Below are 26,881 nucleotides of genomic sequence, written 5' to 3' on the forward strand. Positions count from 1 at the left end.
CTTCGGGGTAGCTGCCTGTGTTCGCAGTGGCAGGGTAGAGCAAACCTGCGTAGGCACTAGTCCAGGCCGAGCTCGGCCTTCACCTCGTCGAGCGTGGAGACCCCGTCCGGGTGCTCCTCGTAGTCCCGCACGGTCTGCTTGAGCTGCTCGTTGAGCTGCTCGAACGGATGCCCAGGCGTCGGGTTGTTGGCGTAGCGCCGGAACTCTTCGAGGAAGGAATCAGCGAGCTGGCCATCGTCTGCCGTGCGCTCGCGGACGGTGGGCGGCTGCGCACCAGCTGCAACTGCCTCGGCGGCTGCGACTTCGTGTTCCTTGGGACGCCAGAACGACGTGATGTCCTGCTTCTCTGCGAGCTGGTGCTGAATGAAGGCATCAAGGAGTTCGTAGTCGAAGGGCTTGTTCCAGGGTTGGCGTGCGAACATCTCTCCGAAGTCCGTGCCTCGCTCGCGCATGATCGGCTCGAAGCGGATCATGGTGGCACGCTCGGGTGCCATCGCCATGTGCTTGGAGGCTGCCGAGAACCCGATGATGTAGGTGCCGTGATGTGTGAACATCGGCTGATTCCACGCGATGCGCAGCTCGAGCTCCGGGTAGGTGAGCCCCACCCACACCAGCACGTCCAGTATTTGTGCCCGATTGTCGTCGTTGGGGATGGTCGCCAGGAACTCGACGAGCGTCTTGATTGCCATGGCTTCACCCTAGGTCGTCAACGTGCAGATCACCCGCGTGTAGCGCTGTGTCTTTCAACGCTGGAGACAGACAAGGGGGCCGCCCGTGGTTTCCCACGGGCGGCCCCCAGCAGCCTAACGCTCAGCCCTTGTGCATGGTCGTCTAAAAGTGGGTGTCTAGGTTCTAGTGGCGGTTGTAACGGATCTTGGTGAAGGAGTTCGTTGTGGCTGGTGTTGGTCGTGTTTTTCAGGGGGTTGAGTACCCCTCCCGTCGTGAGGCGTGTCAGGCTCGACATCGGGAGTATATACGGGCTTTGGCTGATGGTTTGAACTTCACGCAGGCAGCTCATGCTGTTGGGGTCTCGATGCAGGCGGGTAAAGTCTGGCGTATTGGTGGTACTCGTTTCAATCGGCAATTTGCCACACGCCTCCTAGCTCAGGGAGTGCACTGATCTGGCGGGGTGTGGTGCCCCTGGGACAAAACAGCAATCATGCGGTGGCGAAGGACCTCATTACAATCCAACAGGCGCTTCTTCGGATGATATCTGGCAGCACAGGCGGTTTGCCAGCTTCCTCGGCCCGATATGCCCCGTCAGAACCCGCATGACGGGCAATCTCACGGCATGCCACCGAAGGGCAACGCCCAATCAAATGAGCTATGCACACCTGGACAAACCAGCACCCAAACGTGCCGTGATCACCGCGCTATCATCAACACCAAGCAGCCTACGACAGCCCATGAACAGGCTCCAAAGAGCGCCGTCGCCAGACATATTGCTTGTGCCCTATGGTGCGGTCATGTATCTGATGGTGACGGAGTCGATTTGCGGTAACTGTAAAACGGAGGTAGGGTAAATTGAATCCGCGTCGAAGTGGCTTAAGGAGGAGCTTGTGGAGTTCGCGAAAAATCGGGTTTCCAATATTCGAAAGAGTATGATTGACAGATTGATGTCGAAAGTTGCAAAAAGGAAAGTTGGTGCGCCGTATTTATTTGAGGTCAGGTTGGAAAGGATTCGCCGTTATAATGAAGCTCAAATTAGGTTTGATTTTCCTGTAACTGCATTAATTGGGACCAATGGTGGTGGCAAGAGTACCGTTCTAGGTGCTGCTGGTCTGTTGTATAGGTCAGTCAAGCCGAGAACATTTTTTGCAAAAAGTGGAGAGTATGATCCATCTATGCAGGACTGGACTCTTTCTTACGAGCATTGGGATGTTAGAGGTGATTCGATCAAATGTAAAGCGCGCTATCCGAAGAAAAAGTGGGAGCGAACTCAGATTGATCGGCCCGTGGTTTTGCTTGGTGTTAGTCGAACATTGCCGGCTACAGAAAGGAGGCGGCTGACTGGCGCTATTTCAAATTCATTTAAGGGTGTTGCAGAAAGTCCTCTGTCAGTCGATGCTCAGAAAAATGTGGAGAAAATTCTTGGTCGCGATATTTCTTCGTATATTACTGTTGATATTGATAGTTCAGGGCAGGAGGATAAGCGTTTTTTTTGCTTCGCAGTCGAAAGATGTAGGTAGTTATTCTGAGTTTCATTTTGGTGCGGGAGAAGCGAGTATTATTCGGATTGTTCAGCGTCTTGAAGCTGCGGAGCGAGGGACTCTTGTTTTAATTGAGGAAATTGAGAATGGTCTACACCCGGTAGCAACTCGTTTGCTTGTTGATTATCTGATTGAAGTTGCGGATCGAAAAGCTCTGCAGATTATCTTCACAACGCATTCTGATTCTGCTATAGCGGGTCTTCCGGATGATGCAATCTGGGCATGTGTTGATGGTGAGCTGCTGCAGGGTAGGCTCCAGGTCTCAGCGCTGCGTGCGCTCACGGGTGAAGTTGCGATTGGTGCTGCATTATTTGTTGAGGATGAATTCAGTGAAATGATGTTAGAGAGTGCGATTAGGGCATACTGTCAGAGGCATAATGATGTTTCTCCGCAAGGAGTTGGAATTTATCCTGTCGGGGGCGCGCATCGGGTCATTGACATCGTCAAGCATCATAATCTTGATCCCTCTATTCGGTGTCCTGATGAATTGGCATCCAGCTCTGAAAAAGATTCTGGCTCGTATCGGAGTTTTCCAGCCGTTGCGGTTCTTGATGGTGATTGTAGAGGTAAGCAGGAGTTTCAAGATCTCGAAGACACCTTCTTTCTCCCGGGGAACGTGCCTGAAGACTACGTGTATGAGGCGATCGATGATCGACTTGAGAGTGTGTCGAAGATTCTGATGAGAACACTTGGAATTGATGGTGTCCCAGAAAGTAAGTTTGTTGGTTCTATACGTCATGTCCGTTCATTGTGTCGTGATGTGCATGTTCTGTTTAATGCGATTGGGGAGGAGTTTGATTTTCTTTCTGAGTATGATGTGAGAAAGGCGTTTCTGCAAGTTTGGTGTAGATACTATCCTGATGTTGTTGATGAACTGGTCCATCCACTTGTTCATTACTTTCCTGATTGTGTACCTAGTGATGATCCTGTCAGCTGCTAGGTTTCGTTAACGTATTGTCAGTCATTCATTTGAATGAAAGGAACGTGTTGAAGTTTGTGCGATCTGCAATGTTTTGGCCAGTGGTTGTATTGTGTCACGCCTTTGTAAGTTACGGATGAGGATCCTGGATTTGAGTCGTCGTGACTTGATATCAAATATGACTCTGGAGAAGCTAGAGTAAGGGTGTGGGTTCCAAGTTCTATTCCTTTGGAACCCACACCCTGTGCTCGTCTGTTACGATCAGCCCTTGCGCTTGGCCGGAGCCTCGCCCAGCTCGAAGGACTCGACAGCGGCCTCGGTGGCCTCCGGGTCGTCGGAAGCAGCCACGGTCAGGGCGCCCACGGCCTTCGACGCGGCCTCCAGGTCGCCCTTCACCGATTCCAGAGCCTCCACCTGAGCCTGCGGCGCGCGCACCGTCACCGACAGGAACGGGGTGCGCGGCGACACCTTCGCCTCGGACTTCACGCGGCGCAGCGCGATCAGCGCAGACGACGCTGCCTCGAGCACCGAGGGATCACCCGCTACGCCCGCCAGATCGGAGGAAACCGGCCAGGGCGCCGTGTGGACGCTTCCCTCGCGATACCAGCTCCATACCTCCTCCGTCACATAGGGGAGGAACGGGGCCAGCAGGCGCACCACGTTGTCAATCACGATCGCCAACGCCGCGCGCGCCGACGTCGCCGAGGCCTCGTCCCACGCGCCATCGCGGTTGTAGGCGCGCTCCTTCACCAGCTCCAGGTAGTCGTCGCAGAACGTCCAGAAGAACGACTCCGTGACCTCGAGTGCGCGCGAGTGCTCGTAGGTCGCCAGCACCGCCGACGCCTCGTCAATAACCCGGGAGAGTGTCGCCACGACCGCGCGGTCCAGCGGCACCGTCACCAGCGCAGGATCCAGGTCGATCGCCGCGCCCTCGCCGCCCATCGTCAGGGCGAACTTCGATGCGTTCAGCACCTTGATCGCCAGGCGGCGGCCAATCTTCATCTGCTGCTCGTCGAACGCCGCGTCCAAGCCCAGGCGAGCCGACGCCGCCCAGTAGCGCACCGCGTCCGAACCGTACTTCTCCAAAATGCCCATGGGCGTCACGACGTTGCCCTTGGACTTGCTCATCTTCTTGTGGTCCGAATCCAGGATCCAGCCCGAGAGTCCCGCGTGCTTCCACGGCAGCGCCCCGAACTCCAGGTCCGCGCGCACCACGGTGGAGAACAGCCACGTGCGAATGATGTCCTGGCCCTGCGGGCGCAGGTCCATCGGGTACGTGCGAGCGAACAGGTCCTCATCGTCCAGCCAGCCGCACGCCAGCTGCGGGGACAGCGAGGACGTGGCCCACGTGTCCATGATGTCCAGCTCGCCCACGAAGCCGCCGGCCACGCCGCGCTGCTCCTCCGCAAACCCCTCCGGCACGTCCGTCGACGGGTCGACGGGCAGAGCGGCCTCGGAGGGGGTGATGATGTCGTCGTAGTTCACCTGGCCGTCCGCGTCCACGCGGTACCACAGCGGGAAGGGCACGCCGAAGAAGCGCTGACGGGACACCAGCCAGTCGCCCTTGAGGCCCTTCACCCAGTTCTCGTAGCGCACGCGCATGAAGTCGGGGTGGAACTCCAGCTCGCGGCCCCGCCCGATGAGCTCCTCGTTCAGGTCCGCCCCCGAGGCCGGGTTCGTCCACGCGCGGCCACCGTTACGGATGTACCACTGGCGCGAGGTCACGATCTCCAGGGGCTTATCGCCCTTCTCGAAGAAGTTCGTCTGACGCATCGTCTTGGTCGGCTCGCCCTTCAGCTCGCCCGAGGAGCGCAGGGCCGCCACCAGGGCCTCGCGCGCGGAGAACGTCGTCTTGCCCGTGATCTCGGCAAAGGCCTCGCGGCCCGCATCGGTCGTGATCCACTCGGGGATCTCGGTGACGATGCGGCCGTCCTTGCGCAGGATCGCGCGCAGCGGCAGCTCCAGGTCGCGCCACCAGTCGATGTCGGTCGTGTCGCCGAAGGTGCAGCACATGGCGATGCCCGCGCCCTTGTCCATCTCGGCGTCCGGGTGAGCCAGAATCGGCACCTCCACGCCGTACACGGGGGAGGCCACCGTCGTGCCGAACAGCGGCTTGTAGCGCTCGTCGTCCGGGTGGGCAATCAGCGCGACGCACGCGGCCAGAAGCTCCGGGCGCGTCGTCTCGATGCACACGTCCACGCCGTCCTCGACGGGCGCGCCCGCGGCTGCGGCCTTCGCCGCCGCGTCGGCGTCCGTGATGTGGAAGGCCAGGCGGTGATAGAAGCCCGGGTACTCGCGGCTCTCCAGCTCCGCCTGGGCGACCGCCGTCTGGAAGGTCACGTCCCACAGGCCCGGGGCCTCGGCCTGGTAGGCCTCCCCGCGCGCCAGGTTACGCAGGAACGCGGCCTGGGCGACCTTGCGGGCGCGCGCGCCGATCGTCTGGTAGTTCTGCTTCCAGTCCACACTCAAGCCCAGGTAGCGCCACAGCGCCTCAAACTGGGCCTCGTCCTCGACCGTGAGACGCTCGCACAGCTCCACGAAGTTCTTACGCGAAATCGGCTTCTGATCCCGGGCCTTAATCGACTTCCCGTCGCCGCCCACGTGCGGGGGCTCGAAGTTGGGATCGTAGGGGGCCGTCGCATCCACGCGCACGCCGAAATAGTTCTGCACGCGCCGCTCCGTGGGCAGGCCGTTGTCGTCCCACCCCATCGGGTAGAACACGGACTTGCCCATCATGCGCTGGTAGCGGGCCACCACGTCGGTGTGGGTGTAGGAGAAAACGTGGCCGATGTGCAGCGAACCCGACACCGTGGGCGGGGGAGTGTCGATCGAGTACACCTGCTCGCGGCTCGCGCTGCGGTCAAAAGCGTAGGTGCCCTGGGTCTCCCAGGTCTCACCCCACTTTGCTTCGAGGCCTTCGGGAGCTGCGCGGTCGGGCACGCGGGGCGCCTGCGCGCGGGGGGTCATGGCCATGAGTGAGTTGTCTCCATCCGAGTCGTGGACTATGTGCCCCACTAGCGTACTGATTCGCGCGCCTGCCGGTCCAACGCAGCGCCGGGAGAGAGGTCGCAGCTTGCTCACACGGCGCGTCACACTCGTCCCCCTGGTGGCGCCCCCAAGATCTCGCGATCCCGTGGCGCTACCGTGGTGCGTGAACGGGGCGCAGGGGCGGACCCCGCAGTGAGGAGGCAACAACATGGGCACGACGTCGCTCGGCGATCAGACGGTGGAACTACTCGCGCGGCTGGTGCGCCTGGGGTGCGTCAATGACCTGACCGCAGACTCGGGAGGGGAAGAACGCGCAGTCGAGGTCCTGGAAGACTTCTTCGACGACGTTCCCGTCTCCATGGAGCGAGTGTCCCCACACCCGGGGCGAACCACCCTCATCGTGACGGTCGGGGGAGACGCCACCCCTGCCGACGGGGATGGCAGGGGGCCGCTGACCCTCCTCGGGCACACGGACGTCGTGCCCGTCGACGAGGCCAAGTGGACGCGCGACCCCTTCGGCGCTGCGGTCGAGGATGGGGTGATGTGGGGGCGCGGGACCGTCGACATGCTTCACCTGACGGCATCCATGGCGGTCGTGACACGCGAGGTCGCGAGGCGAGCCCAACGCGGCGACGCGCCCGCGCACCCTCTCGTTTTCGTTGCCGCCGCCGACGAGGAAGCCCGAGGAGGGCTCGGCGTCCCGTGGATCGGCGAGAACATGGCCCATCTGGTCCCGTGGGACGCCGCCGTCTCGGAGATGGGAGGAGCCCACATCTACGGGCGCAGGGGCGCAGACAGCGTCGTCGTTGTCGTCGGAGAAAAGGGAGCGGCTCAACGACGCCTCCACATCCGAGGCGACGCCGGCCACGGCTCGGTTCCGCTGGGCCGTACGAGTGCCGTTGAGCGGCTCGCCCAGGTGAGCGCGGCGCTGTCTGCGGCCCGCTGGCCCACCGCCACCGACGAGGTCTGGGCCTCCTTCGTGCGCGCCTTCGAGTTCGATGACACGACCGAAACAAGTCTCATCAACGGCACCTACGAGGGCGACTACTCCGAGTTCGGTGACCTCGCGGCGTTCGCCCACGCGATCTCCCACGTGACCGTTGCCCAAACGGCAGCGCGCTGCGGAGGCCCCATCAACGTGCTGCCCTCCCACGCCACCCTCGACCTCGACATTCGCACGCTGCCCGGCGTCGACGACGATGACGTGGACGCCGCCATCACCGCGGCCCTCGGCGATCTCGCCGAGCACGTGACCATCGAGCGCCTCCTGTGCGAGAGCGCCACCGCCTCGTCGATCGACACCGACCTGTACCGGGCGATCGAAGCGGCGCTGATGCGGCGCTACCCGGGCGCGAGCGTCGTGCCCGTCCTGTTCCCCGGCGGATCCGACCTGCGCGTGGCCCGCAGGCGTGGGGGCATCGGGTACGGCTTTGGAGCCGTGGACAGCGGGGCGAGCCTGGGAGAGGTCTATTCCCAGCTGCACGCACACGACGAACACATCGCCCTGGCGGACGTGCGCGCGACCGCGGAGGCCCTCCACGAGGTCGTGACCACCTACCTCGGGATGGAGAGCCAGAATCTACCGCTGTCACAAATGCTCGCCTAGCGAGGCCGCCGCGTCGGGGGCGTTGCGGGTGCATAACGTAAGTGTCGGCAACACAGCCGACACGACGCACAAGGAGAAACCGATGCCGCACGCACGCATCCCCCGAACCGCAGCCGCCCTCGTCTCCGCCGCTGCCATGATGTGCGCGGCGCTGGCGGCATGCGCCCCATCGGCACGCACCCACGCGGGATCGGCCTCCCGGGAGGGAACCATCGCGGTGGGGCTCCCCGGCTCCCTGTCCACCCTGGACACCGCCCACGAGACGGGCATCATCAACTACTACGTTGCGCAGGTCGTCTCCGAAGGCCTTCTCGCCGTGGGCAAGGACGGGCAGCTGATGCCCGCCATCGCCTCCTCGTATCACACGGACGACGCCCAGACGTGGGTCTTCGACATCCGACCCGACGCCCTGTTCCAGGACGGGAACCCCGTCACCATCGACGATGTCCTTTTCTCGATCGAGATCGCCAAGGACCCCGACAAGTCCCCCTCCTCAGCCACCTACTGGCCGACCGGCACGCAGGCCGTGCGCAGCGGCGACAACCAGATCACGATCACGCTGCCCGCACCCGCCGTCAACTTCGGGTGGACCGTGACCGCGAACGGCGGACTGTGGATCACCGAAAAGTCCTTCTACGAGGCGGCAGCCTCCTACGGGTCCTCCGCCGACCTCATCATGGGAACGGGCCCCTACAAGGCCGTGTCCTTCCAGCCCGACTCGGGGGCTGTCTTCGAAAAGAGCGGCACCTGGTGGGGCGGGGACACGCCTGCTCAGACCATCGAGTTCGACTTCTTCTCGGATGAGAACGCGCGCTTCCTCGCGCAGAAGAACGGAACGATCGACATCGCCACCCAGCTGCCCATCGACCAGGTGTCGCAGTTCCAGGGCATAGGCGGCGTGAGCGTCCTGACCGAGTCGGATCGCTCCTACGTGGGCCTCACCTTTGATCAGAACGTCGAGCCCTTCGACGATGTCCACGTCCGCAAGGCCATCGCCCACGCGGCCGACCGCTCCACCATCGTCTCCTCGATCCTCAAGGGCCAAGCGACGGTAGCGACGGGCATCGAGCCGCCGGATCAGCTGGGCAGCGAGATCGGCGAGCAGGCTGGCGCGGACGCCCAGGCGGGCCTGCCCATCGACTCCTTCGACCTCGACGCCGCGCGCGCCGAGCTCGCCCAGTCCAAGGTCCCCGGCGGCTTCGACGCCGAGCTGACCTACCCCTCCTCGATCCCGGACCTGGGATCCGCCGCCCTCGCGATCGCCGACAACCTCAAGCAGATCGGCATCAACCTCACCGTCACCTCCAAGCCCATCGAAGAGTGGATCTCCGAGGTCGGCAGCGGCACCTACGGACTGTCCTACATGAGCTACACCTCCACGACCGGCGACCCGGGTGAGGTGGCCGGATGGCTGCTTGGCCCCGACAACCCCGCACGCTACGAGAACGCACAGGTCCAGGGCCTGATCGCCTCCCAGGCCACCCAGACCGACCCGAGTAAGCGCGTCACCGACATCGTCGAAGCGCAGCGCATCGCCCAAGAGAACACGATCTACTCGCCGCTGTGGTGGGGCAAGACCTCGACGGCGTTCTCCTCGCGCGTGGCCCCCACGGACTACACGCCCTACTTCTTCATGACCCCGTGGGCGTCCTCCGTGGAGCTGGCCAAGTAGATGCTGCGCTACATTCTGCGCCGCCTCGCAGGCGCGGCAGTGGTGCTCACCCTCGCGTCCTTCCTCGTCTTCTCGCTCCTGTACCTGGTACCAGGAGACCCCGTGAAGATCCTGGTGGGCACGAGGCGAGTCACCCCCGAGGTGCGCCAGGCCATCACCGAGCGTTACGGCCTCGACGAGCCGCTCGTCGTGCGCTACTGGCACTGGCTGACCCGCGCCCTCACCGGTGACTTCGGCGACTCCGTCCGGTCGGCCACGCCGGTCACGGACGTCCTCGCCTCGCGCGTGTCGCTTACCGCGTGGCTCACCATCGGGGCGTTCATCCTGGCCGTGGCGGTCGGCATCCCCCTGGGGATCGCAGCCGCCAGGCGCCGGGGCTCGTGGGTCGACCGCACGATCGTCGGCTGGTCGGTCGTCGGAGTGTCGGCCCCCGGCTTCGCCCTCGGCCTGGTTCTGCTCTACGTCTTCGGACTCATGCTCGGATGGTTCCCCGTCTTCGGCGAAGGTACCGGCCTCGTCGACACCCTGTGGCACCTCACCCTGCCCGCGATCGCCCTCGCCACCGGCATCGGCGCGATGCTCGTACGCATCACCCGCGCGGCCGTCGGAGCGGAGCTCAGCCAGGACTACGTGACGTTCGCGCGCTCGCGGGGAGTGCCCAGCAGGCGCATCACGGCCATGTACGTGCGGGGAGCCGCCCTGCCGATCATCACCTCGGCGGGCCTGATCCTGGGGACTTTGTTTGGGTCCACGGTGCTCGTCGAGGAGGCGTTCTCTCTGCCGGGCCTCGGCCAGCTCCTCGCCGACTCCATCACCTACAAGGACGTTCCGGTCGTGCAGGCGATCGCTCTGCTGGTCGCGTTCGTCATCATCGCCGTGACGCTGATTGTTGACGTGGCGGCGTTTGCCGCCGATCCACGACAGACGATCAGTGAGGGGAGGGGAGCCTGATGGCGCTGTCTTTCTCTCCGCGCGCCCTGGGACGAGGCATCGGCTCGTCCACGCGCAAGGTCCCCGGTTCGGTGGTCCTGTCCATGGTCGTACTCGTCGCGGTCGCCATTTGTGTCATCTTTCCGTCCGTGCTGGTTCCCGGCGCGCTGGACCAGAACCTGGCGCTGGGAGTGAGCCCGGCGGGCACACCCGGGCACCTGCTGGGCACCGACAAGGTGGGGCGTGACGTCCTCGCCCTGACGGTTGCTGGTGCGCGCTCGGCGATCGTGGGACCGATTGTCGTCGCCGTGGGTTCCATGGTCGCCGGTCTGTTCTTTGGAATGAGCGCCGCGTGGCGTGGCGGGCTCTGGGACGCTGGTGTGTCTCGCTCATGCGAGGTACTCCTGTCGCTTCCCGTCACCCTCCTGGCTATCGTTGTCGCGGGCGTGATCGGTGGCAGCTACTGGGTGACGGTCGGAGTGCTCATCGTGCTGTTCGCGCCCTCGGACATCCGTATGATTCGCTCGGCCACGCTCGCTCAGAAACCACAGCCCTACATTGAGGCCACGCGCGTGCTGGGTCTGTCGGGCCCGCGCATTCTCGCGGTTCATATCCTGCCGAACATCACGCCGATCGTGTGGGCGAACCTCTTCGTCAACATCGCATTCGCGCTCGTGTCGCTGTCCGGCCTGTCCTACCTTGGCCTCGGCGTCGGGGCACAGGACGCCGACTGGGGCCGTCAGCTCGCGGACGGACGAGCCATCCTCGCCCAAAACCCCGCTGCGTCAGTGGCGGCTGGTCTCGCCATCATCGTGACTGCGACCGCGATCAACATCGCCGGCGACTGGTTTGCTGAGCGGAAGGAGCGCGACCAATGAGCACCGCGACGACGCGCGACCACGGCGAAGGCCTCGTGGCCTCGCACGTGCGCGTTTGCGACGGATCTGGACGAGTCATCGTCGATGACGTGAGTGTGAGCGCTCGCGCCGGGCGCACCCTCGTCATCGTCGGCGAATCGGGGGCGGGCAAGTCGATGCTCGCCCGTACGCTGTGCGCGCTGACCCCCTCATCCCTCACTGCCAGCGGAACAGTGACGCTGGGTGAGCGCGATTTTGACCTGGCAACGGATCAGGGACGTTTGAAGAAGCAGCGAGGGGGCGGCATCGTCTGGTTGCCGCAGGATCCCTTCACCTCGCTCGCGCCGACGCTTCCGTGTGGCGAGCAAATCACCGCCGCGCGCACCGGCAGGCGCTCCGAGCGCGCCCAGTGTGCTCGCGCGCTTCTCGCGGATGTCGGCCTCGGCGGGCGGGTCGCTCGCTCGTATCCGCACGAGCTTTCGGGCGGTATGCGTCAGCGCGTCGCCATCGCAGCGGCGCTCGACTCTGAGCCGCGCGTCCTCATCGCCGACGAACCGACGACGGCCCTGGACGTCACGACGCAGCGCGACATTCTCACGCTGCTCACCCGCCTGCGCGACGATCACTCGATGACGCTCGTGCTGGTCACCCACGACCTGGCGCTTGCGCGTCAGTTCGGCGACGACGTTGTCGTCATGAAGGACGGGCAGATCGTCGAAAAAGGACCGGTCAACGAGGTTCTGACGTCGCCGCGCCACGAGTACACGAAACGGCTTGCGGATGCTGAACCCCGGATTGACGGGCCCAACCCGCGTGAGGGGATGAATGCGCCCGTGGGGGCGGAAACCGTCGTCGAGCTACGCGACCTGACCAAGGTGTTCCGTTCTCGCCAGGAGTCGCACGTCGCGCTCATGGATGTGTCCCTGGATATCGCGCAGGGAGAATCCATCGGGATCGTTGGAGAGTCCGGATCTGGAAAAACGACGCTTGCACGCATCATCGTAGGGCTCGAGCGCGCCGATTCCGGAAGCGTGCGCGTCAAGGTGCAGGCTGAGCGAGGTCCGGCCGTCGGCATTGTGTTCCAGAATCCCTATTCGGCCCTCAACCCAGCGCGGACGATCGGGCAGACGCTCGCCGAGGCGGCGGCCGTCGCGGGGCGCCCGGCCAGTGACGTCAGCGAGCTGCTCGCCGCAGTCGAGCTCCCGGCCAACTACGCGACGCGACGCCCCGCCCGCCTCTCGGGCGGTGAACGCCAGCGCGTGGCGATCGCACGTGCGCTCGCGACACGGCCTCGCGTCCTCATCGCCGACGAGGCCGTCTCAGCCCTCGACGTATCCGTGCAGGCCTCCGTCCTGGACCTGCTGACGCGCCTGCAGGCGCAGCAGGGATTCGCGCTCGTGTTCATCACCCACGACCTGGCGGTGGCGCGCGCAATGTGCGACAGGCTTGTCATCATGAAGGATGGGGCGGTCGTCGAGGAAGGAGCGACGGAGGACATCCTGCACTGTCCCAGCGAGGAATACACGGCGCAGCTCTTGTCCGCTGTGCCCGGTCGAGAAGTGGAGTCCGCATGAGCACCACCCTGACGACAGCCCCGCTGCGTCCCGGCGACAACGCGCGCGAGCAGCTCAAGGCTCTCGGCGTCCCCGATGCGCACGCCGCGCGGTGGGCAGCGATGGGACCGGCGGTGTCCGCGACCCTGTGGGCGTACCGCGGGCACGCGCTTCTGGAAGCACACCGGACGACCTCGGCCCACCGAACGATCGTGGATGTGTGTCTGCTGGAGGGCGGCGGCGCCGAGACAGGCACGACCGAGTCGGCTCGGTCCTGGGAGACCCTCATCCAAGCCGTCCTCGATGCTGCTCCGCACGCCCCACTCGTGAAGGCCGTGACGCGCGATGAGGGTTCCCTCTTCGATGAGGCGCTTCGTTCTCGAGGCTTCGCTGCCGCAGGGGCGGTCGGCTCGCCTCTCTCCATCGAAGACGACATCGACCACGGGCACGCCAGGGTGCGGGGATGGGTGTGGTGGAATGCTTGTCCCCAGGCGGTTCCCGCGTATGTGCGGCAGAAAACTGACTTCACGTGTGGCCCGGCAAGCGCGCTCATGGCCCTCGCGCACACGGGTGGATATGCGCCTCATGAGGTGTGCCGTGGGCTGCGAGATGAGATGGAGCTGTGGCGCGAATCGACGTACTCCCTCGGAGTGGGGCCTTACGGCTTGGCGGCGGCGCTCGCCAGACGCGGCCGAAGCATCGAGGTTTTCGTGACCCACGAGGGGCCGATCGTCGGGCTGACACGCGCACATGCGGCGTCCCCCGCGGCCCGACGCGCCATCCACCGTCAACACGTGGACGAGGCCAGGGCATTGGGAGTTCAGGACCGCATCGGTGCATGCGACCTCGGCGATCTGCGCGGCGCCCTGGAACAGGGAAACGGCGTCATCGTGCTGGTGGACCTGGAAGATCTCAACGGGGAAGCGACCCCGCATTGGATCTACGCATGGGGGCTTGCTGACGACTACGCGCTCATCCACGACCCCTGGAACGACGAACAATTCGGCGAAACGTGGGTCGAAACCTGGGCAGAGGCACTCACGTTCGAACAGCTGTGGGAGTCGGCCCGGTGGGAGGAAGAAGAAGCCGCCAGGGCATTCATCGTTGTCCGCCGCTGAGATGGCGCTCGCGGACGCGACGAGGCCGGGGCCAGGTTGCGTGGTGATGCAACCTGGCCCCGGCCTCGTGTATGAGAGGTGAGCCTTCAGAGGACCATCGCGGCGATCCACCCGCCGACGAGCAGCGGAATGTTGTAGTGGATGAATTCCGGGATGACCGTGTCGCGCATGTGGTCGTGCTGACCGTCCACGCTCAGACCGGCTGTCGGGCCAAGCGTGGAGTCGGATGCGGGCGAACCTGCGTCGCCCAGAGCACCAGCGGTACCGATGATCGCGACGGTGGCGACGGGGGAGAAGCCCAGCGTCAGGCACAGAGGCACGTAGATCGCCGAAATGATCGGCAGGGTCGAGAAGGACGAGCCGATGCCCATCGTGATGATCAGGCCGACGACGAGCATGATCGTGGCGGCCAACGCCTTCGAACCGTTGAACATCGCGGAGGTCTGCTGGACGAGAGGCTCGATCTGGCCCGACTTCTTCAGGACCTCGGCGTAGCCCTGCGCGGTGATCATGATGAGGCCGATGAGGCTCATCATCTTCATGCCTCCGCTGAATACGTCCTCGGCCCGCTGCCAAGGGACGACACGCATGGCGAGCATGAGGCACAGACCCACGAGAGCACCCACGAGCAGCGGGTCGGCATCGGAGTCCATCTTGGTCAGGACCGCCTGGATCACGAAGCAGGCGATGAGGGCGACGACGGCCGCCCACACCTTCACCATGCTGATCGGCTTGTCATTGCCCGTGCTGAACTCCGTCTCGCGCTGCTCGTATTCGCGCGGCTTGCGGTAGGAGACGAACAGGGCGATGAAGCAACCCACCGCCATGGACAGGGCGGGGATCGCCATGGCGGCCATCGGATTGACGATGCCCTCGACGGGCAGCCCCGCATCCTCAATGTTCTTGTAGAGAATGTCGTGCAGGAAGATACGACCGAAACCGATCGGGACGAACATGTAGGTGGTGACGATGCCGAAGGTGATGGCACAGGCGACCAAGCGTCGGTCCATCTTCAGCTCGTTCATGACGCCGATGAGCGGGGGAACCAGCAGCGGGATGAACGCGATGTGAATCGGGATGAGGTTTTGGCTCATCACGCCCATGACGAGGACGCCTCCGAGGATGCCCCACTTGGCGGATCGGGCAACTCGCGCTGAGTTAGAGTCATCAGCGCTGCGCAGCTTCTTGATGATCCAATTGGCCAGGAGGCGAGGCAACCCCGAGTGGGCGACCGACATGGCGAACGCGCCGAGCAGGGCGTAGGACAGTGCGATCTTCGCGCCGCCGGCGAGGCCATCCTGGAAGGCCACCATGGTGCCGGACATGCCCATTCCGGCCACGAGGCCGCCCACGAGGGAGGCGACGAAAAGGGAGATGACGACGTGTACGCGAGCGATGCTGAGGACCAGCATGACGATCACGGATAGCACGACTGCGTTGAAAAGCAACATGAGTGTTCCTGTGTTGAGGGTGCGCGACAGCGCAAAAGTGGAGAGGTAAGCCGCCTCGCGGCAGGTGGAATCAGCCGAGATGGGAGTCGGCGTGGATGGAGGCGTCGACGGCACCAACCAGTGCGGTCGACAAACCGCCTTCCTCGGCGGCCAGCAATCCCGCGATTGTGGTCCCGCCGGGGCTTGTCACACGATCAATGAGTTGCGCGGGGATGGTTCCGTTCTCGCGCTCGGCCAGGAGCAGCGCTGCGGCCCCCGCCATCGCCTGCGCCGCGATCTCGACGGCGCTGTCCTTGGACAGTCCGTACTTGAGACCCGCGCGGGCGAAAGAATCAACAATCTGGAAAAACCAGGCCGGAGAGCACGAGGCCAGGGCCTGGAAGACAGGGAAAAAGTCCTCGTCGATGAGGATCGTGCGGCCCACGGAGTCCATGAGGGAGCACACGGCGCTCACCTGCGCGTCCGTCGTTCCCGAGGCCGTCACGGCCGTCATGGACTGACCGACGGTCGCCGCGACGTTGGGCATAATGCGCACCAGGGGAATGCCTGCGCCGAAGTCGGTGGCAATCTGGTCGAGGGTACGCCCGGCCGCCAGGGATGCGACGCACACGTCGGGCCGACCCACGACGGTGGAGGAGATCTCCTTGATGACCGCGCGCTGGTCCTTGGGCTTGACTGCCAGGATGATGATGTCGACCTGGCGCGCCAGGGACACGTTCGAGGATGCGGCGCTCGCTCCGAGCTCGTCGGCCAGGTCGCACGCCTTGGCGGGCGTGCGGTTAGAAAAGACCAGGGTGGCGGGGTCGACACCGGACGCGACGGCGCCGCGAGCGATGGCCTGTGCCATGGCCCCCGTTCCGATGAATCCGATGCGCATGAGTTTCTCCCGCGGCTATTGGTCGATTGCGTTGCAGACTACCCCATTTTGCCTTTTCTTGGCCCAGTGGCCGAACTGTGAGACGAGGCCGGGGCCGGGGACCGTTGACAGTCCCAGCCCCGGCCTCGTGCCGCGTGCCCTCAGCGCTTGCGCGTGCCGAAGATGGAGCGCGTGATCTCGCGTCCGGCGGTGCGCAGCATGGAACCGAGGACGGATTTGACCTGGCGGGTGCGCCGCTCGGCGGCGCGTTGACGCGCGGCCTCCTCCTTCTCCTGCTGCTTCTCCACCTGGCGACGCAGCTTCTCCATCTCCTTCTCGCGGGCGGCCTGTTCCTTCGCCGCGGCCTTCTCCGCCTCGCGCGCTGTCTTCTCCGCCTCCTTGGCGGCTGCCTCCTGGGCGATGGCCTCCTCGCGGGCCGCCACGGCCTCCTCGGCGCGACGCGCGAGCTTCTCCTCGGCCGAATCGGGGTTCACGGCGTCGCGGTAGCGGCCCATGATGACGCTGGATTGGTTGATGCGTGCCACGGTGTCGGACGAGGCGGGGCCCATGACGGAGGCGGGCGCCCAGATGCCGACGGGCGTCACCGGAGTGGGGTTGCCCTTGGGATCGAGGACCGTCACCACAGCCTCGCCCGTGCCCAGCGTGGTGAGGACCTCGTCAAGCTCGAGGCTCGTCTTGGGGAACGTCTGAACCGTGGCCTTGAGCTTCTTGAAGTCCTCCGGAGTGGAGGCGCGAAGCCCGTGCTGAATACGCGACCCCAGCTGGGCGAGCACGTCGGAGGGGATGTCCTTGGGAGTCTGCGTTACGAAGACCACGCCCACGCCCTTGGATCGAATGAGCCGCACCGTCTGGACGACCTGACGCTCGAACTCCTTCGTTGCATCGGCGAACAACAGGTGGGCCTCGTCGAAGAAGAAGACGAGCTTGGGACGCGGGATGTCACCGACCTCTGGGAGCGTCGAAAACAGGTTCGCCAACAGGAACATGATGACCGCGCTGACCAGGGCGGGACGGGACGAAATGTCGCCCACGCCCAGCAGCGAAATGATGCCCCTGCCGCTCGAATCCGAACGGATCAGGTCCGCCGTGTCGAAGCCCGGCGCGCCGAAGAACTGGCCGCCGCCCTGGGACTCAAGAGCCGTCAGGGCGCGCAGGATCACCCCGGCCGTTGCCTTGGAGACGCCGCCGATTTCCGCCAGCTCATCCTTTCCATCCTCGCTGGTGAGGAAGGAGATCACCGAACGCAGGTCGGGTAGGTCCACCAGCTCCAATCCCTGGGAGTCCGCCCACGCAAAGATCAACTGGAGGGCCTGCTCCTGCGTCGTATTGAGGGAGAGCGCACGTGCCAGCAGGATCGGCCCGAAATCGCTCACCTCGGCGCGCACCGGCACGCCCGGGAACTGCGCGTCCGCCCCGCCCAGGCTCAGCAGCTCAACGGGGAAGGCGCTGGCCGCCCACTGCTGCCCGTTGGCCGCCGTGCGAGAGAGGAGCTTCTCCGAGCTCGTACCCGGCTCGGCCAGGCCCGTCAGGTCGCCTTTGACGTCGCACAGGAGCACCGAGGAACCGCCGGCCGACAGCCCTTCGGCGAGGAGCTGGAGGGTGCGTGTCTTGCCCGTGCCGGTTGCCCCGGCGACCAGGAGGTGACGGTTGAACATCGGCAGAGGCATCACTGCGCTCACGCCGGGCACGCGCACGCCCTCGTCAATGAGGGTTCCGACGGTGACGGCGGGAACATCCCAGGAGTAGGCGGCCTGAATGTGGGCGGCGAAGGGAGAGAGGCCGGATGCGGGCGCGGGGGACGAGGCAGGGCCGGGCTGAGTGGCGTCGCCTTGCGCGGCGGCCTCTTGCGTGGCGCGGGCGGGGGAGGCCGCCTCCAACGGCTCAGGGCTCGGGGCAGCGCTCGTTCTTTCCGCTTCGAGCTGGGCGCGCAACGCTTCGGCCTTTGCGCGAGCGGCTTCCGCCTCGGCCGCCTTCGCGGCGGCCTCGGCCTGCGCAAGCCGTGCCTTGAGGTCCTCAATGTTCTCGCTCATGGTGATGTCTTTCGGACTGAGGGCGCGCAAGCGCCGCGTGGCTGTGTCTTCCCGCACCAGTATCCCTTGGCGCCCGACCTCCGTGCGACTTATGGGCGGGGACAGCCACGTGGGATGCATCCACAAGCCTGCCGGCACCGACGGCGCCATGCACAGGGAAAGAAAAAGCCCCTGACACGCGCCGCCGGCGGGCGTAGCGTCCCAACTATGAACCTGTCGCAACTGCTGGCTCGCAGGCGCATGAGGGCCCTGACCAAGGCCGTGTACGATTCCGCTGTCTCGCAGGAGGACGAGGCCGCAGACAAGCGGGTGGCCCGGCTCCTCCCGGGAGGTGCGACCGTCGCGGCTCTCATCCTCGTCCTCGTCCTCATCACCGCCGTCAGCATCTGGAAACACGCGGGCAACGCCCAGGCGCCGCGGACGGAACAGACCGCGAGCGAAACAGGCGAGAACGGACAATCAACCGACGCCCAGACGGGCCCCACCGACAGCCCACCCACGGCGGGAGGACAGGTCACCGTCTACGTGTCCGGGGCGGTGGCTTCCCCCGGAGTTCTCACCCTCCCCGCCTCCTCCCGCATCATCGATGCCATCGACGCAGCTGGAGGAGCCCTGCCCGACGCCGACCTCGACTCCCTCAACCTCGCCCGCGTCCTCGTTGATGGAGAACACATACGCCTCACCCATGCGGGGCAAAGCCCCGACACGGACGCCGCCAACGAGGCGACCGCCTCCTGCGTCCGACTGGACACCGCCAGCGACAAGGATCTGCAAACCCTCCCGGGGATAGGCCCGGCCCTCGCCTCGCGGATCATCCAGTACCGCACGACCCACCCCCGCATCACCAGCGTCGACGCGCTGGACGAGGTGCCCGGAATAGGTCCCGCACTGATCGAGAAGATACGCCCGGGAGTGTGCCCATGAACGAGCGACAAGCCCCCGTCATGATCGACCTGCGTCTGCTTCCCGCCGCCGCCTCAACCTGGGCCGCCACCTGGTGGGCGACCAGCCGCCCACCTCCCTGGCCCCTCGCCGCGGCACTCCTGGTCCTGTGCTGCGCGGCCTCGGCATCGTACGCGTACTCGCGCCGACACACCCACCCACCCCGGCATGCCAGGACTCCTCCGCGATCGGCGCGCATGGGCGTCGCCCTCCTGTGCGCCTGCCTCGCCTGCGCGCTCGCGGTTGCCGGCATGGCGCGGCAACGCTACGACGCAGATCCGGCTCGCGGTGAGGCCGGGCCGATCCGCGCGCGCGTCGTGCTCGAAGACGACCCGGCTCCGCTCTCCTCCGGTCACGTCGCGCGGCGGCGGGCCCGCGTGCGCATCGCCGAGGTCTTCGACGGCATCCGATGGGCGCCTTCCCAGGCTCGCGCCCTCGTGAGCGCGCCCGGCTGGGAGGGCGCTGCTCGCGGCGACGTCTTCGAGGTGACGGGCACCCTCGACCCCTCCTTCGCCTCCGCGCCTCCCTCGGTGGGGGCCGTGCGAGCTCGCCGCGCCTCCCTCATCGAGCGGCCGGGCGGCGTCTACGCCTGGATGCGTGTCACTCACCGCTCCTTCGTCGCCGCCTGTGAGACGCTTCCCGGGCACGCGCGAGCCCTTGTCCCCGGGATGGCCATCGGTGACGACCGACTCCTCAGCGCCGACCTTGCCGAGGCCATGAAGACGACCTCCCTGACCCACCTCACGGCAGTGTCCGGATCGCACATCGTGATCATCCTCGCGGCCCTGAACCTCGTGCTGCCAGCACGCAAGGTTTTGCGCCTAGTGGCCACGGCGGTCGTGCTCTGCGGCATCGTGATCCTTGTTGGACCCCAGCCCTCCGTCCTGCGATCGGTGTGCGTCGCGGCCGTGGCCTGCCTCGGGCTGGTTCTCGGGCGGGAGGGACAAGCCGTTGCCGCACTGAGCGGTGTCGTCATCGTGTCCCTGATCCTCGATCCATGGGCGTCGCGCTCCTACGGTTTCGCCCTGTCGTGCCTTGCTGCCCTCGCCCTCGTCGGCCCCAGCGCGGTCCTCATCAGGCGTGCGCGCCGACGACTGAGGGCAGACACGCGGCTCGGGCGAGCGGTGCGTGCCCTCGTCGAGGGCACCTGCGTTCCCGCCCTCGCAGAGGTCTTCACCGCGCCGCTCATCGTCTCGCTGTCCGGCACGGTTCCCGTGTGGGGGATAGCAGCCAACGTCCTGGCGGAACCCGCCGTTCCCCTGGTCACCCTCGCAGGCCTGGCCGGAGCCCTCTTCGCTCCCGTTTCCCCGCCCCTGGCGTCCGCGTGCGCCTGGCTCGCCTCGTGGGGGACCGCGTGGATCGCCGCACTCGCGCGCTTCTTTTCGGGGCTCGCCGCCTCGGGCATCCAGGTACCGGGCGGCCCGCCCACGCTCCTGTCCCTCTACGCGTGCGCGGGAGCCGGGTGGGGCGCGTGGGTGGCGTGGCGACGATGGGGTGCACCGGTCGTAGAGGATGCCAGGGGACGGTGATTTCCCGGCGGGGCCATAGGCCCGCGGCCCCGCATCGGTGCGGGAGTTCGGCGTAAGGCGCCTCGCGGGTCGCTTCGGTGAGACCGGCCACGGGATGTGTCCGCTCAGGGCAAAGGCGGGCGCACACGAGCGCGCTCAGTGGCAGACTTAGACAATCAGAAGCGCTGTGGAAAGGCAGGGAGACGTGGCAGCACGCGGCGGGCGAGGCGCGACGCCCACCCAGGTAGCGCTGGCTCCCATCGTCCTCATCAAAGGAAGCGAGGGGCTCCTCGTTGACCGTGCGCTTGACCAGCTGCGCTTCCTCGCCCACCAGGCCGATCCCAACCTCGAACGCACGGACATCGTCGCCGCCACCTACCAGGCCGGGCAGATCGACGTCATTGCCTCCCCCTCCCTCTTCGGGGAGTCCCGCATGGTCATCATCCGCGACCTCGAAACGATGAGTGACGCCCTCGCCGCCGACCTGATCGCCTACGCGAGTGCTCCAGCCCCCGACGTGTGGCTTTTCCTCGCCCACCCCGGCGGCAACGCGCGGGGCAAGAAGGTCATCGACGCGATCGCCAAGGCCAAGTGGCCCGTCATCCCCGCCGAACCCCTCAAGAATGACCGCGAGAAGCTCGCGCTCATCGCCTCCGACGTGCGTTCCGCACGCCGACAGATGGACAACGAGGCCATGCAGGCCCTCGTCGACGCTCTGGGCAACGATCCGCGCGCGATGGCGGGGGCGCTCGCGCAGCTCCTGTCCGACGTGAGCGGACGCATCACCCTGGAGGACGTGCGCCGTTACCAGGCCGGGCGCGTGGAAGCCACCGGCTACGACGTGGCCGATGCCGCGGTCGCCGGACACTCCGCGAAGGCACTGACCCTGACACGCCACGCCTTCGCCACCGGCATCGCCCCGCAGGTGCTCGTCGCCGCACTCGCGATGAAGTTCCGGGCGATGGCGAAGGTGTCAATTGGAGGGGGTGCCTCGTCCCTGAAGATGGCCCCCTGGCAGGTGGACCGAGCCCGGCGCGAGCTGCGTGGCTGGTCCGATAACTCCCTGGCTGCGGCCTTCGGAGCGATCGCGACCGCGGATGCAGAAACGAAGGGCGAGTCGCGCGACCCCCAGCGGGCGATCGAGAAGGCCATCATCACGATTTGCCGGCTGCGCGGACGCTGAGCGCGGGGCGGGTGCGGTGCGCGAGGCGCCCGCGATGGGACAGATGTCAGTGGAAGGACACAGATGAGAACAATTGGAATACTGCTGGGTCGGCTGCGAGAGTTTAAGTCTCCCGCGCTCCTCACCCCGCTCTTTATCGTGGGCGAGGTTGTTTTCGAGTGCCTGATCCCGCTGATCATGGTTTCCCTCGTGGACGCCCTTGACGGCACGTCCCTCGCCCCGGTCGCGCGTCTGGGAACGATCCTCATCGGCCTGGCCTTTGCCTCGCTGGCGTGCGGTGTTCTCGCCGCGCGCTTCTCGGCGACCGCGTCGGTTGGCCTGGCGAAGAACCTGCGTCAAGACCTCTTCTTCCGCGTCCAGGACTTCTCCTTTGCCGATATCGATCGGTTCTCGACCTCCTCCCTGGTCACGCGGATGACAACGGATGTCACCAACGTCCAAAATGCCTTCGGGATGCTCATTCGCATCGCCGTGCGAGTCCCGCTCATGATCGTCTTCTCCATCGTCATGGCGTGGCGCATCAACGTGTCGATGGCGCTCATTTTCCTGGCGATGGTGCCTGTTTTGGCGATCATTCTCGCGCTCATTGTTCTCGTGGCCTTCCCGATTTTCCGCCGCATCTTCAAGAAGTACGACGCGCTCAACAACTCTGTCCAGGAGAACGTTGCGGCGATCCGCGTGGTCAAGTCCTTTGTCACCGAGGAGCACGAGACCACCAAGTTCCGCGCTGCATCTCAGGACGTGCGCAAGGACTTCACCAATGCAGAGAAGCTCATCGCCCTCAACGGCCCTGTCATGATGCTGTTCATCTTTTCCGCGATCATGGCCGTCGACTACTTCGGGGCGGGGATCATCGTCAACTCAGCGGGCACGGAGCTCACCAAGGGCGGCCTGACCGCGCTCATCACCTACGGCATCCAGATTCTGTCGCACATGCTTATGCTCGCCTTCATCTTCGTCATGACGACCATGGCTGCCGAGTCCGCGCACCGCATCGCCGAGGTTCTCACCCATGAGCCCTCCCTGTCCTCGCCCCCCGGTGGGGCAACCGAGGTGGCCGACGGCACCGTCGTCTTTGAGGGAGTGTCCTTCAAGTACTCCGACAAGGCCGAGGAGAACGCCCTGTCGGACATCGACCTGCGCATTGAGTCTGGCTCCACGCTCGGTATTGTCGGCGGAACCGGCTCGGCCAAGACCTCCCTCATTCAGCTCATCTGCCGCCTCTACGACGTCTCCGAGGGCGTGGTGACGGTCGGCGGACGCGACGTGCGCGACTACGACCTTCAGTCCCTGCGCGACGCCGTCTCCGTCGTCTTGCAAAAGAACGTCCTATTCTCGGGAACCATCAAGGACAACATGCGCTGGGGTAACCCCGAGGCCACCGACGAGCAGATCGTCCGCGCCTGCGAACTCGCTCAGGCCGACGAGTTCATCCAGCAGCTGCCCGGCGGCTACGACTACGTGATCGCCCGCGGTGGAACGAACGTGTCGGGCGGACAGAAGCAGCGCCTGTGCATCGCGCGTGCGCTGCTGAAGAACCCGAAGGTCCTCATCCTGGACGACTCCACGTCCGCCGTGGACACGCGCACGGACGTGCTCATCCGCAACGCCTTCGAGACGGAGATTCCGGGGACAACGACCATCATCATCGCCCAGCGCCTGACCTCCGTGGAGCACGCCGACCAGATCATCGTCCTCGACGATGGACGCATCAAGGAACGAGGCACCCACGCCGAACTGATGGCGGCGGGTGGGGAGTACCGCGAGATCTACGATTCTCAGAACGCAGCCAAGGAAAGCGAGGTGGCCTGACATGGCCCGCATACGTGGAGCGAGTGCGGACGGCGAGAAGCTCGAGGGGATCGAGCATCCCTTCCCGAGGCTGATGCGCTACATCGTCCGCCACTACCCGGTGCGCATCGGTCTGACGATCGTGTGCATCATCCTGGCTGCTATCGCCTCCGCCGTGGGAGCGATCTTCATGCAGAGAATCGTCGACACGGTCGTCACCCCCGGCCTGGAGAGCGGATTTGACGCGGTGCGCCCCACCCTGGTGCGCCTTGTGCTCACGATGGGCATCATCTTCGGCGTCGGCGTCGTCGGAAGCTTCATCTACACGCGCGCGATGGCGATCGTCACCCAGGGGACTCTCAAGCACATGCGCGACGACATGTTCGACTCGATGGAACGTCTCCCGCTGCGCTTCTTCGACACCCATCCTCACGGGGCGATCATGTCGACATTCACCAACGACACGGACGCCATCCGCCAGCTCATCGGCCAGTCGATCCCCACCCTCGTCCAGTCCGGGCTCACGATCGTGGTTCTCATCGCGACGATGCTGTACTACTCCGTGTGGCTTGCCCTGGTCGTGTTCATCGTCGGTGCCCTCATGGCCTCGCTCACCGGAAAGCTGGGCGGTCTTTCGGGGCGCTTCATGAGCGCCCAGCAGAAGGCCCTGGCCGACGAGGAAGGCTACATCGAGGAGATGATGGACGGTCAGAAGGTCGTGCAGGTCTTCAACCACGAGCAGGCCGCGAAGGAGGATTTCCTCGCCTACAATGCTAAGCTCTTCGAATCCTCGCAGAAGGCCAACATCTACGGAAACGTCCTCATGCCGGCGCTGGGCAACATCGGCAACATCATGTATGTCGTCGTCGCGATCGTCGGTGGAATCATGATCCTGCGTCAGACTCCGAATCTCCACCTCGTCGGCTTCGACGTCGTCACCGTCGGAGTGGTCGTCTCGTTCCTGGGCATGGTTCGCAACTTTTCTCAGACGATCGGCCAGATGTCCATGCAGGTTCCCATGATCACGCTCGGCCTGGCCGGGGCAGGACGCGTCTTTGCGCTGATCGACCAGGAGGCCGAGGAGGACCACGGGTACGTGACGCTCGTGCGTGCTCGTGAGGGTGCCGACGGGGTTATCGAGCCGACCGAGCAGCGCACGGGCATCTGGGCGTGGCGCCACCCCCACCAGGCGGAGGGAACCGTCACCTACACGCGCCTGCGCGGTGAACTCGTCATGGAAGGCGTCGATTTTTCCTACGACGGGGAGAAGGAAGTCCTGCACGACATTTCCCTGTGGGCTAAGCCGGGGCAGAAGATCGCGTTCGTGGGCGCCACCGGAGCCGGAAAGACGACGATCACGAACCTGATCAATCGCTTCTACGACATCGACGACGGGAAGATCCGCTACGACGGCATCAACGTCAACAAGATCCGTAAGTCGGATCTGCGCCGCTCTCTCGGCGTAGTCCTCCAGGAGGTGAAGCTCTTTACCGGAACGGTCATGGAGAACATTCGCTACGGGCGCCTGGATGCCACCGACGAGGAGTGCATCGCGGCCGCGAAGCTCGCCAACGCGGACTCCTTCATTCGCAGACTCCCCGAAGGCTACGACACGATGCTGACGGGCAACGGGTCGAACCTGTCCCAGGGTCAGGCGCAGCTCCTGTCGATCGCCAGGGCTGCGGTTGCAGACCCGCCCGCCATGATCCTGGACGAGGCGACCTCCTCGATTGACACTCGCACGGAGGCGCTGGTTCAACGGGGCATGGACAATCTCATGGAGGGGCGCACGGTTTTCGTCATCGCCCACCGCCTGTCCACCGTTCGCAACTCCGACGCCATCATGGTGATGGACCAGGGGCGCATCATTGAACGCGGCACGCACGAGGACCTGATCGCGCAGAAGGGCGTCTACTACCAGCTCTACACGGGTGCCTTCGAGCTCGAGTAAGCGTTGACGGATCAGGGCAGGCCCGGGCCTCGCCGTGCCGTACGCCCCGACAGCGGGGAAGAAGGCATACGAAAGCGGGCCGCCCCACCGGGGTGGCCCGCTCTTTCGTTTGCTCAGCGGTATCGCTCAGTCGCCGAGAGAGGCAACGCGACGCGCAAGCTTGGACTTACGGTTCGCAGCCTGGTTCTTGTGGATGACGCCCTTGGAGACGGCGACGTCCAGCTTGCGCGAGGCAACGCGCAGCGCGGCCAGAGCCTTGTCCTTGTCGCCGGCCTCGACAGCCTCGCGGGTCTGACGGACCAGGGTCTTCAGCTCGGACTTCACGGACTGGTTGCGAACGCGGCGCTTCTCGTTGGTGAGGATGCGCTTCTTCTGGGACTTAATGTTTGCCACAGTCGGATTTCTCCTTGATGTATGTCTGACAGGGTCGGTGAGGGCTGTGTCAAGACCGGGACTTAGGCGTGGGGACACCCGCAAACGGTCTTAACCAGACCCCCTGCCCGACCAGGCCGGGAGTCCAACGACCTATCCTACCAGGAGCGGGCGCCCGCGTCACATGCCGAGGCTTGTCCCCGCCTCGTAAGGTCGGTCACGTGCGCGGGAGCTACTCGCCGTGGCAGCGGTGGTGCTCGGCGAGGGCGTCGACGATGCGCTGCCAGGTCGCGCGGGGAAGAATCGAGCCCTCGCGGCGAACGTCGGTGGCCTTGACCCACAGCGCTCGATCAAGGCGCACCTCCGAGGGGCGTCCCTTCGAGTCCCAGGCACCCGAACCGATGTCGAACCAGTAGCGGCCTGCGGCGGCTTCCTGCGCGGCATCGCGGGTGTGGTCCTTGCTGGTGAGCTGCAGGATGTAGACGCCCTCGCCGTGGGCGCCGACGACGACGGCGGGCCTGTCCTTTCCGACGGAGGCGTCCTCCTGGTAGGGGACCCACGTCCAGACGACCTCGCCGGGGTCTGCGTCTCCGTCCATCACCGGCTCGTAGGAGGCGTGGGCGAGCGCGTCGGCGATACTCGCCTCGCGGATCGAGGTCTCGGGGCGATTCGACGTGGCGGGGTCCGCCTGGCGCGCCGGGCGCGACCGGGGGGCATCGGTGCGCGGGCGAGAATGGGGGGAGGTGCGCGGAGCGGACGTGGAGTGCGGCGAGGATTTCGGTGCCTGCGTGTCGCTGTGGCCGGACCCGCTCAGTCCGGACAGGAAGCCGAGGGCAGCTTCGATGAGGCCGCTGACGAGTGATTTCATGAGACCAGCATACGCGAGGGGCGGGAGCGCCTGTTATCCACAGGGCGACTCGAGT

20 protein-coding genes and 1 pseudogene are annotated in these 26,881 nt (G+C 65.2%); 14 read left to right on the forward strand and 7 right to left on the reverse strand.

Annotation, left to right across the window (positions count from 1 at the left end):
* Positions 1 to 56: 56 nt before the first annotated feature.
* Positions 57 to 689 carry an iron chaperone gene (locus tag NQK35_RS01840; RefSeq protein ID WP_257114389.1) on the reverse strand — a complete coding sequence of 211 codons (633 nt, stop codon included), beginning with the start codon at positions 687 to 689 and terminating at the stop codon, positions 57 to 59.
* A 182-nt stretch (positions 690 to 871) separates the two neighbouring features.
* Between NQK35_RS01840 and NQK35_RS01845 the strand changes: the two are divergent.
* From NQK35_RS01845 to NQK35_RS01855, 3 genes and pseudogenes are all read left to right on the forward strand, one after another.
* Positions 872 to 1,072: pseudogene (locus NQK35_RS01845) on the forward strand (hypothetical protein); the annotation flags it as partial.
* A gap of 487 nt (positions 1,073 to 1,559) precedes the next feature.
* Positions 1,560 to 2,189 (forward strand): AAA family ATPase, encoded by a 630-nt coding sequence (locus NQK35_RS01850; RefSeq protein ID WP_257114391.1) that lies wholly within the window; start codon positions 1,560 to 1,562, stop codon positions 2,187 to 2,189.
* Entirely contained in the window at positions 2,092 to 3,150 is a 1,059-nt protein-coding gene (locus tag NQK35_RS01855) for an ATP-binding protein (protein ID WP_257114392.1), read from the forward strand. Before NQK35_RS01850 ends, NQK35_RS01855 begins: the two co-directional genes overlap by 98 nt.
* A 240-nt stretch (positions 3,151 to 3,390) precedes the next feature.
* On the opposite strand, the gene valS is transcribed toward NQK35_RS01855, so the two are convergent.
* A complete protein-coding gene (valS, locus tag NQK35_RS01860) occupies positions 3,391 to 6,102 on the reverse strand; it encodes a valine--tRNA ligase (protein ID WP_257114393.1) in 2,712 nt (903 codons plus the stop codon).
* 223 nt (positions 6,103 to 6,325) lie between these two features.
* On the opposite strand from valS, the gene NQK35_RS01865 reads away from it, so the two are divergent.
* The 6 genes from NQK35_RS01865 to NQK35_RS01890 all read left to right on the forward strand — a co-directional run bounded on the left by NQK35_RS01865 (position 6,326) and on the right by NQK35_RS01890 (position 13,853).
* Positions 6,326 to 7,723: a M20/M25/M40 family metallo-hydrolase gene (locus NQK35_RS01865; RefSeq protein WP_257114394.1), complete on the forward strand. Its 1,398-nt coding sequence runs from the start codon at positions 6,326 to 6,328 to the stop codon at positions 7,721 to 7,723.
* A gap of 82 nt (positions 7,724 to 7,805) precedes the next feature.
* Entirely contained in the window at positions 7,806 to 9,395 is a 1,590-nt protein-coding gene (locus tag NQK35_RS01870) for an ABC transporter substrate-binding protein (RefSeq protein WP_257114395.1), read from the forward strand.
* Positions 9,396 to 10,346, forward strand: a complete 951-nt coding sequence (locus tag NQK35_RS01875; protein WP_257114396.1) for an ABC transporter permease — start codon at positions 9,396 to 9,398, stop codon at positions 10,344 to 10,346.
* Entirely contained in the window at positions 10,346 to 11,203 is an 858-nt protein-coding gene (locus tag NQK35_RS01880) for an ABC transporter permease (protein WP_257114397.1), read from the forward strand. The genes NQK35_RS01875 and NQK35_RS01880 overlap by 1 nt, the downstream gene beginning before the upstream one ends.
* Positions 11,200 to 12,756 carry an ABC transporter ATP-binding protein gene (locus NQK35_RS01885; protein ID WP_257114398.1) on the forward strand — a complete coding sequence of 519 codons (1,557 nt, stop codon included), beginning with the start codon at positions 11,200 to 11,202 and terminating at the stop codon, positions 12,754 to 12,756. Before NQK35_RS01880 ends, NQK35_RS01885 begins: the two co-directional genes overlap by 4 nt.
* On the forward strand, positions 12,753 to 13,853 hold the full coding sequence (locus NQK35_RS01890) for a peptidase C39 family protein (RefSeq protein ID WP_257114399.1): 1,101 nt from the start codon (positions 12,753 to 12,755) through the stop codon (positions 13,851 to 13,853). Before NQK35_RS01885 ends, NQK35_RS01890 begins: the two co-directional genes overlap by 4 nt.
* Positions 13,854 to 13,939: 86 nt before the next feature.
* Here NQK35_RS01890 and NQK35_RS01895 read toward each other — a convergent pair whose 3' ends face one another.
* From NQK35_RS01895 to NQK35_RS01905, 3 genes are all read right to left on the reverse strand, one after another.
* Positions 13,940 to 15,304, reverse strand: coding sequence for a Na+/H+ antiporter family protein (locus NQK35_RS01895; RefSeq protein WP_257114400.1), 1,365 nt, complete (start codon positions 15,302 to 15,304; stop codon positions 13,940 to 13,942).
* A gap of 70 nt (positions 15,305 to 15,374) precedes the next feature.
* Complete coding sequence (proC, locus tag NQK35_RS01900; protein ID WP_257114401.1) at positions 15,375 to 16,181, reverse strand: pyrroline-5-carboxylate reductase; 807 nt, start codon at positions 16,179 to 16,181, stop codon at positions 15,375 to 15,377.
* 140 nt (positions 16,182 to 16,321) lie between these two features.
* Positions 16,322 to 18,211, reverse strand: coding sequence for a DUF853 domain-containing protein (locus NQK35_RS01905; RefSeq protein WP_257114402.1), 1,890 nt, complete (start codon positions 18,209 to 18,211; stop codon positions 16,322 to 16,324).
* A gap of 207 nt (positions 18,212 to 18,418) precedes the next feature.
* Here NQK35_RS01905 and NQK35_RS01910 point away from each other — a divergent pair, with 207 nt between their 5' ends.
* The 5 genes from NQK35_RS01910 (at position 18,419) to NQK35_RS01930 (ending at position 25,586) form a co-directional block, all read left to right on the forward strand.
* Positions 18,419 to 19,135: a ComEA family DNA-binding protein gene (locus tag NQK35_RS01910; RefSeq protein ID WP_257114403.1), complete on the forward strand. Its 717-nt coding sequence runs from the start codon at positions 18,419 to 18,421 to the stop codon at positions 19,133 to 19,135.
* The gene (locus NQK35_RS01915) at positions 19,132 to 20,682 is read left to right on the forward strand and encodes a ComEC/Rec2 family competence protein (protein ID WP_257114404.1); all 1,551 of its coding nucleotides are present in this window, start codon (positions 19,132 to 19,134) and stop codon (positions 20,680 to 20,682) included. The genes NQK35_RS01910 and NQK35_RS01915 overlap by 4 nt, the downstream gene beginning before the upstream one ends.
* Before the next feature lie 184 nt (positions 20,683 to 20,866).
* Entirely contained in the window at positions 20,867 to 21,844 is a 978-nt protein-coding gene (gene holA / locus NQK35_RS01920; RefSeq protein ID WP_257114405.1) for a DNA polymerase III subunit delta, read from the forward strand.
* Positions 21,845 to 21,907: 63 nt separating this feature from the next.
* Positions 21,908 to 23,656 carry an ABC transporter ATP-binding protein gene (locus NQK35_RS01925; RefSeq protein WP_048741745.1) on the forward strand — a complete coding sequence of 583 codons (1,749 nt, stop codon included), beginning with the start codon at positions 21,908 to 21,910 and terminating at the stop codon, positions 23,654 to 23,656.
* Position 23,657: 1 nt separating this feature from the next.
* A complete protein-coding gene (locus NQK35_RS01930; RefSeq protein WP_257114406.1) occupies positions 23,658 to 25,586 on the forward strand; it encodes an ABC transporter ATP-binding protein in 1,929 nt (642 codons plus the stop codon).
* Between the two features lie 126 nt (positions 25,587 to 25,712).
* Here NQK35_RS01930 and rpsT read toward each other — a convergent pair whose 3' ends face one another.
* Both rpsT and NQK35_RS01940 read right to left on the reverse strand, forming a co-directional pair.
* Positions 25,713 to 25,979, reverse strand: coding sequence for a 30S ribosomal protein S20 (gene rpsT / locus NQK35_RS01935; protein ID WP_009212015.1), 267 nt, complete (start codon positions 25,977 to 25,979; stop codon positions 25,713 to 25,715).
* 211 nt (positions 25,980 to 26,190) lie between these two features.
* On the reverse strand, positions 26,191 to 26,826 hold the full coding sequence (locus NQK35_RS01940; RefSeq protein WP_009212014.1) for a type II toxin-antitoxin system PemK/MazF family toxin: 636 nt from the start codon (positions 26,824 to 26,826) through the stop codon (positions 26,191 to 26,193).
* Positions 26,827 to 26,881 lie beyond the last annotated feature (55 nt).

Source organism: Schaalia odontolytica (assembly GCF_024584435.1).
In the GTDB taxonomy this organism is placed as follows: Bacteria; Actinomycetota; Actinomycetes; order Actinomycetales; family Actinomycetaceae; genus Pauljensenia.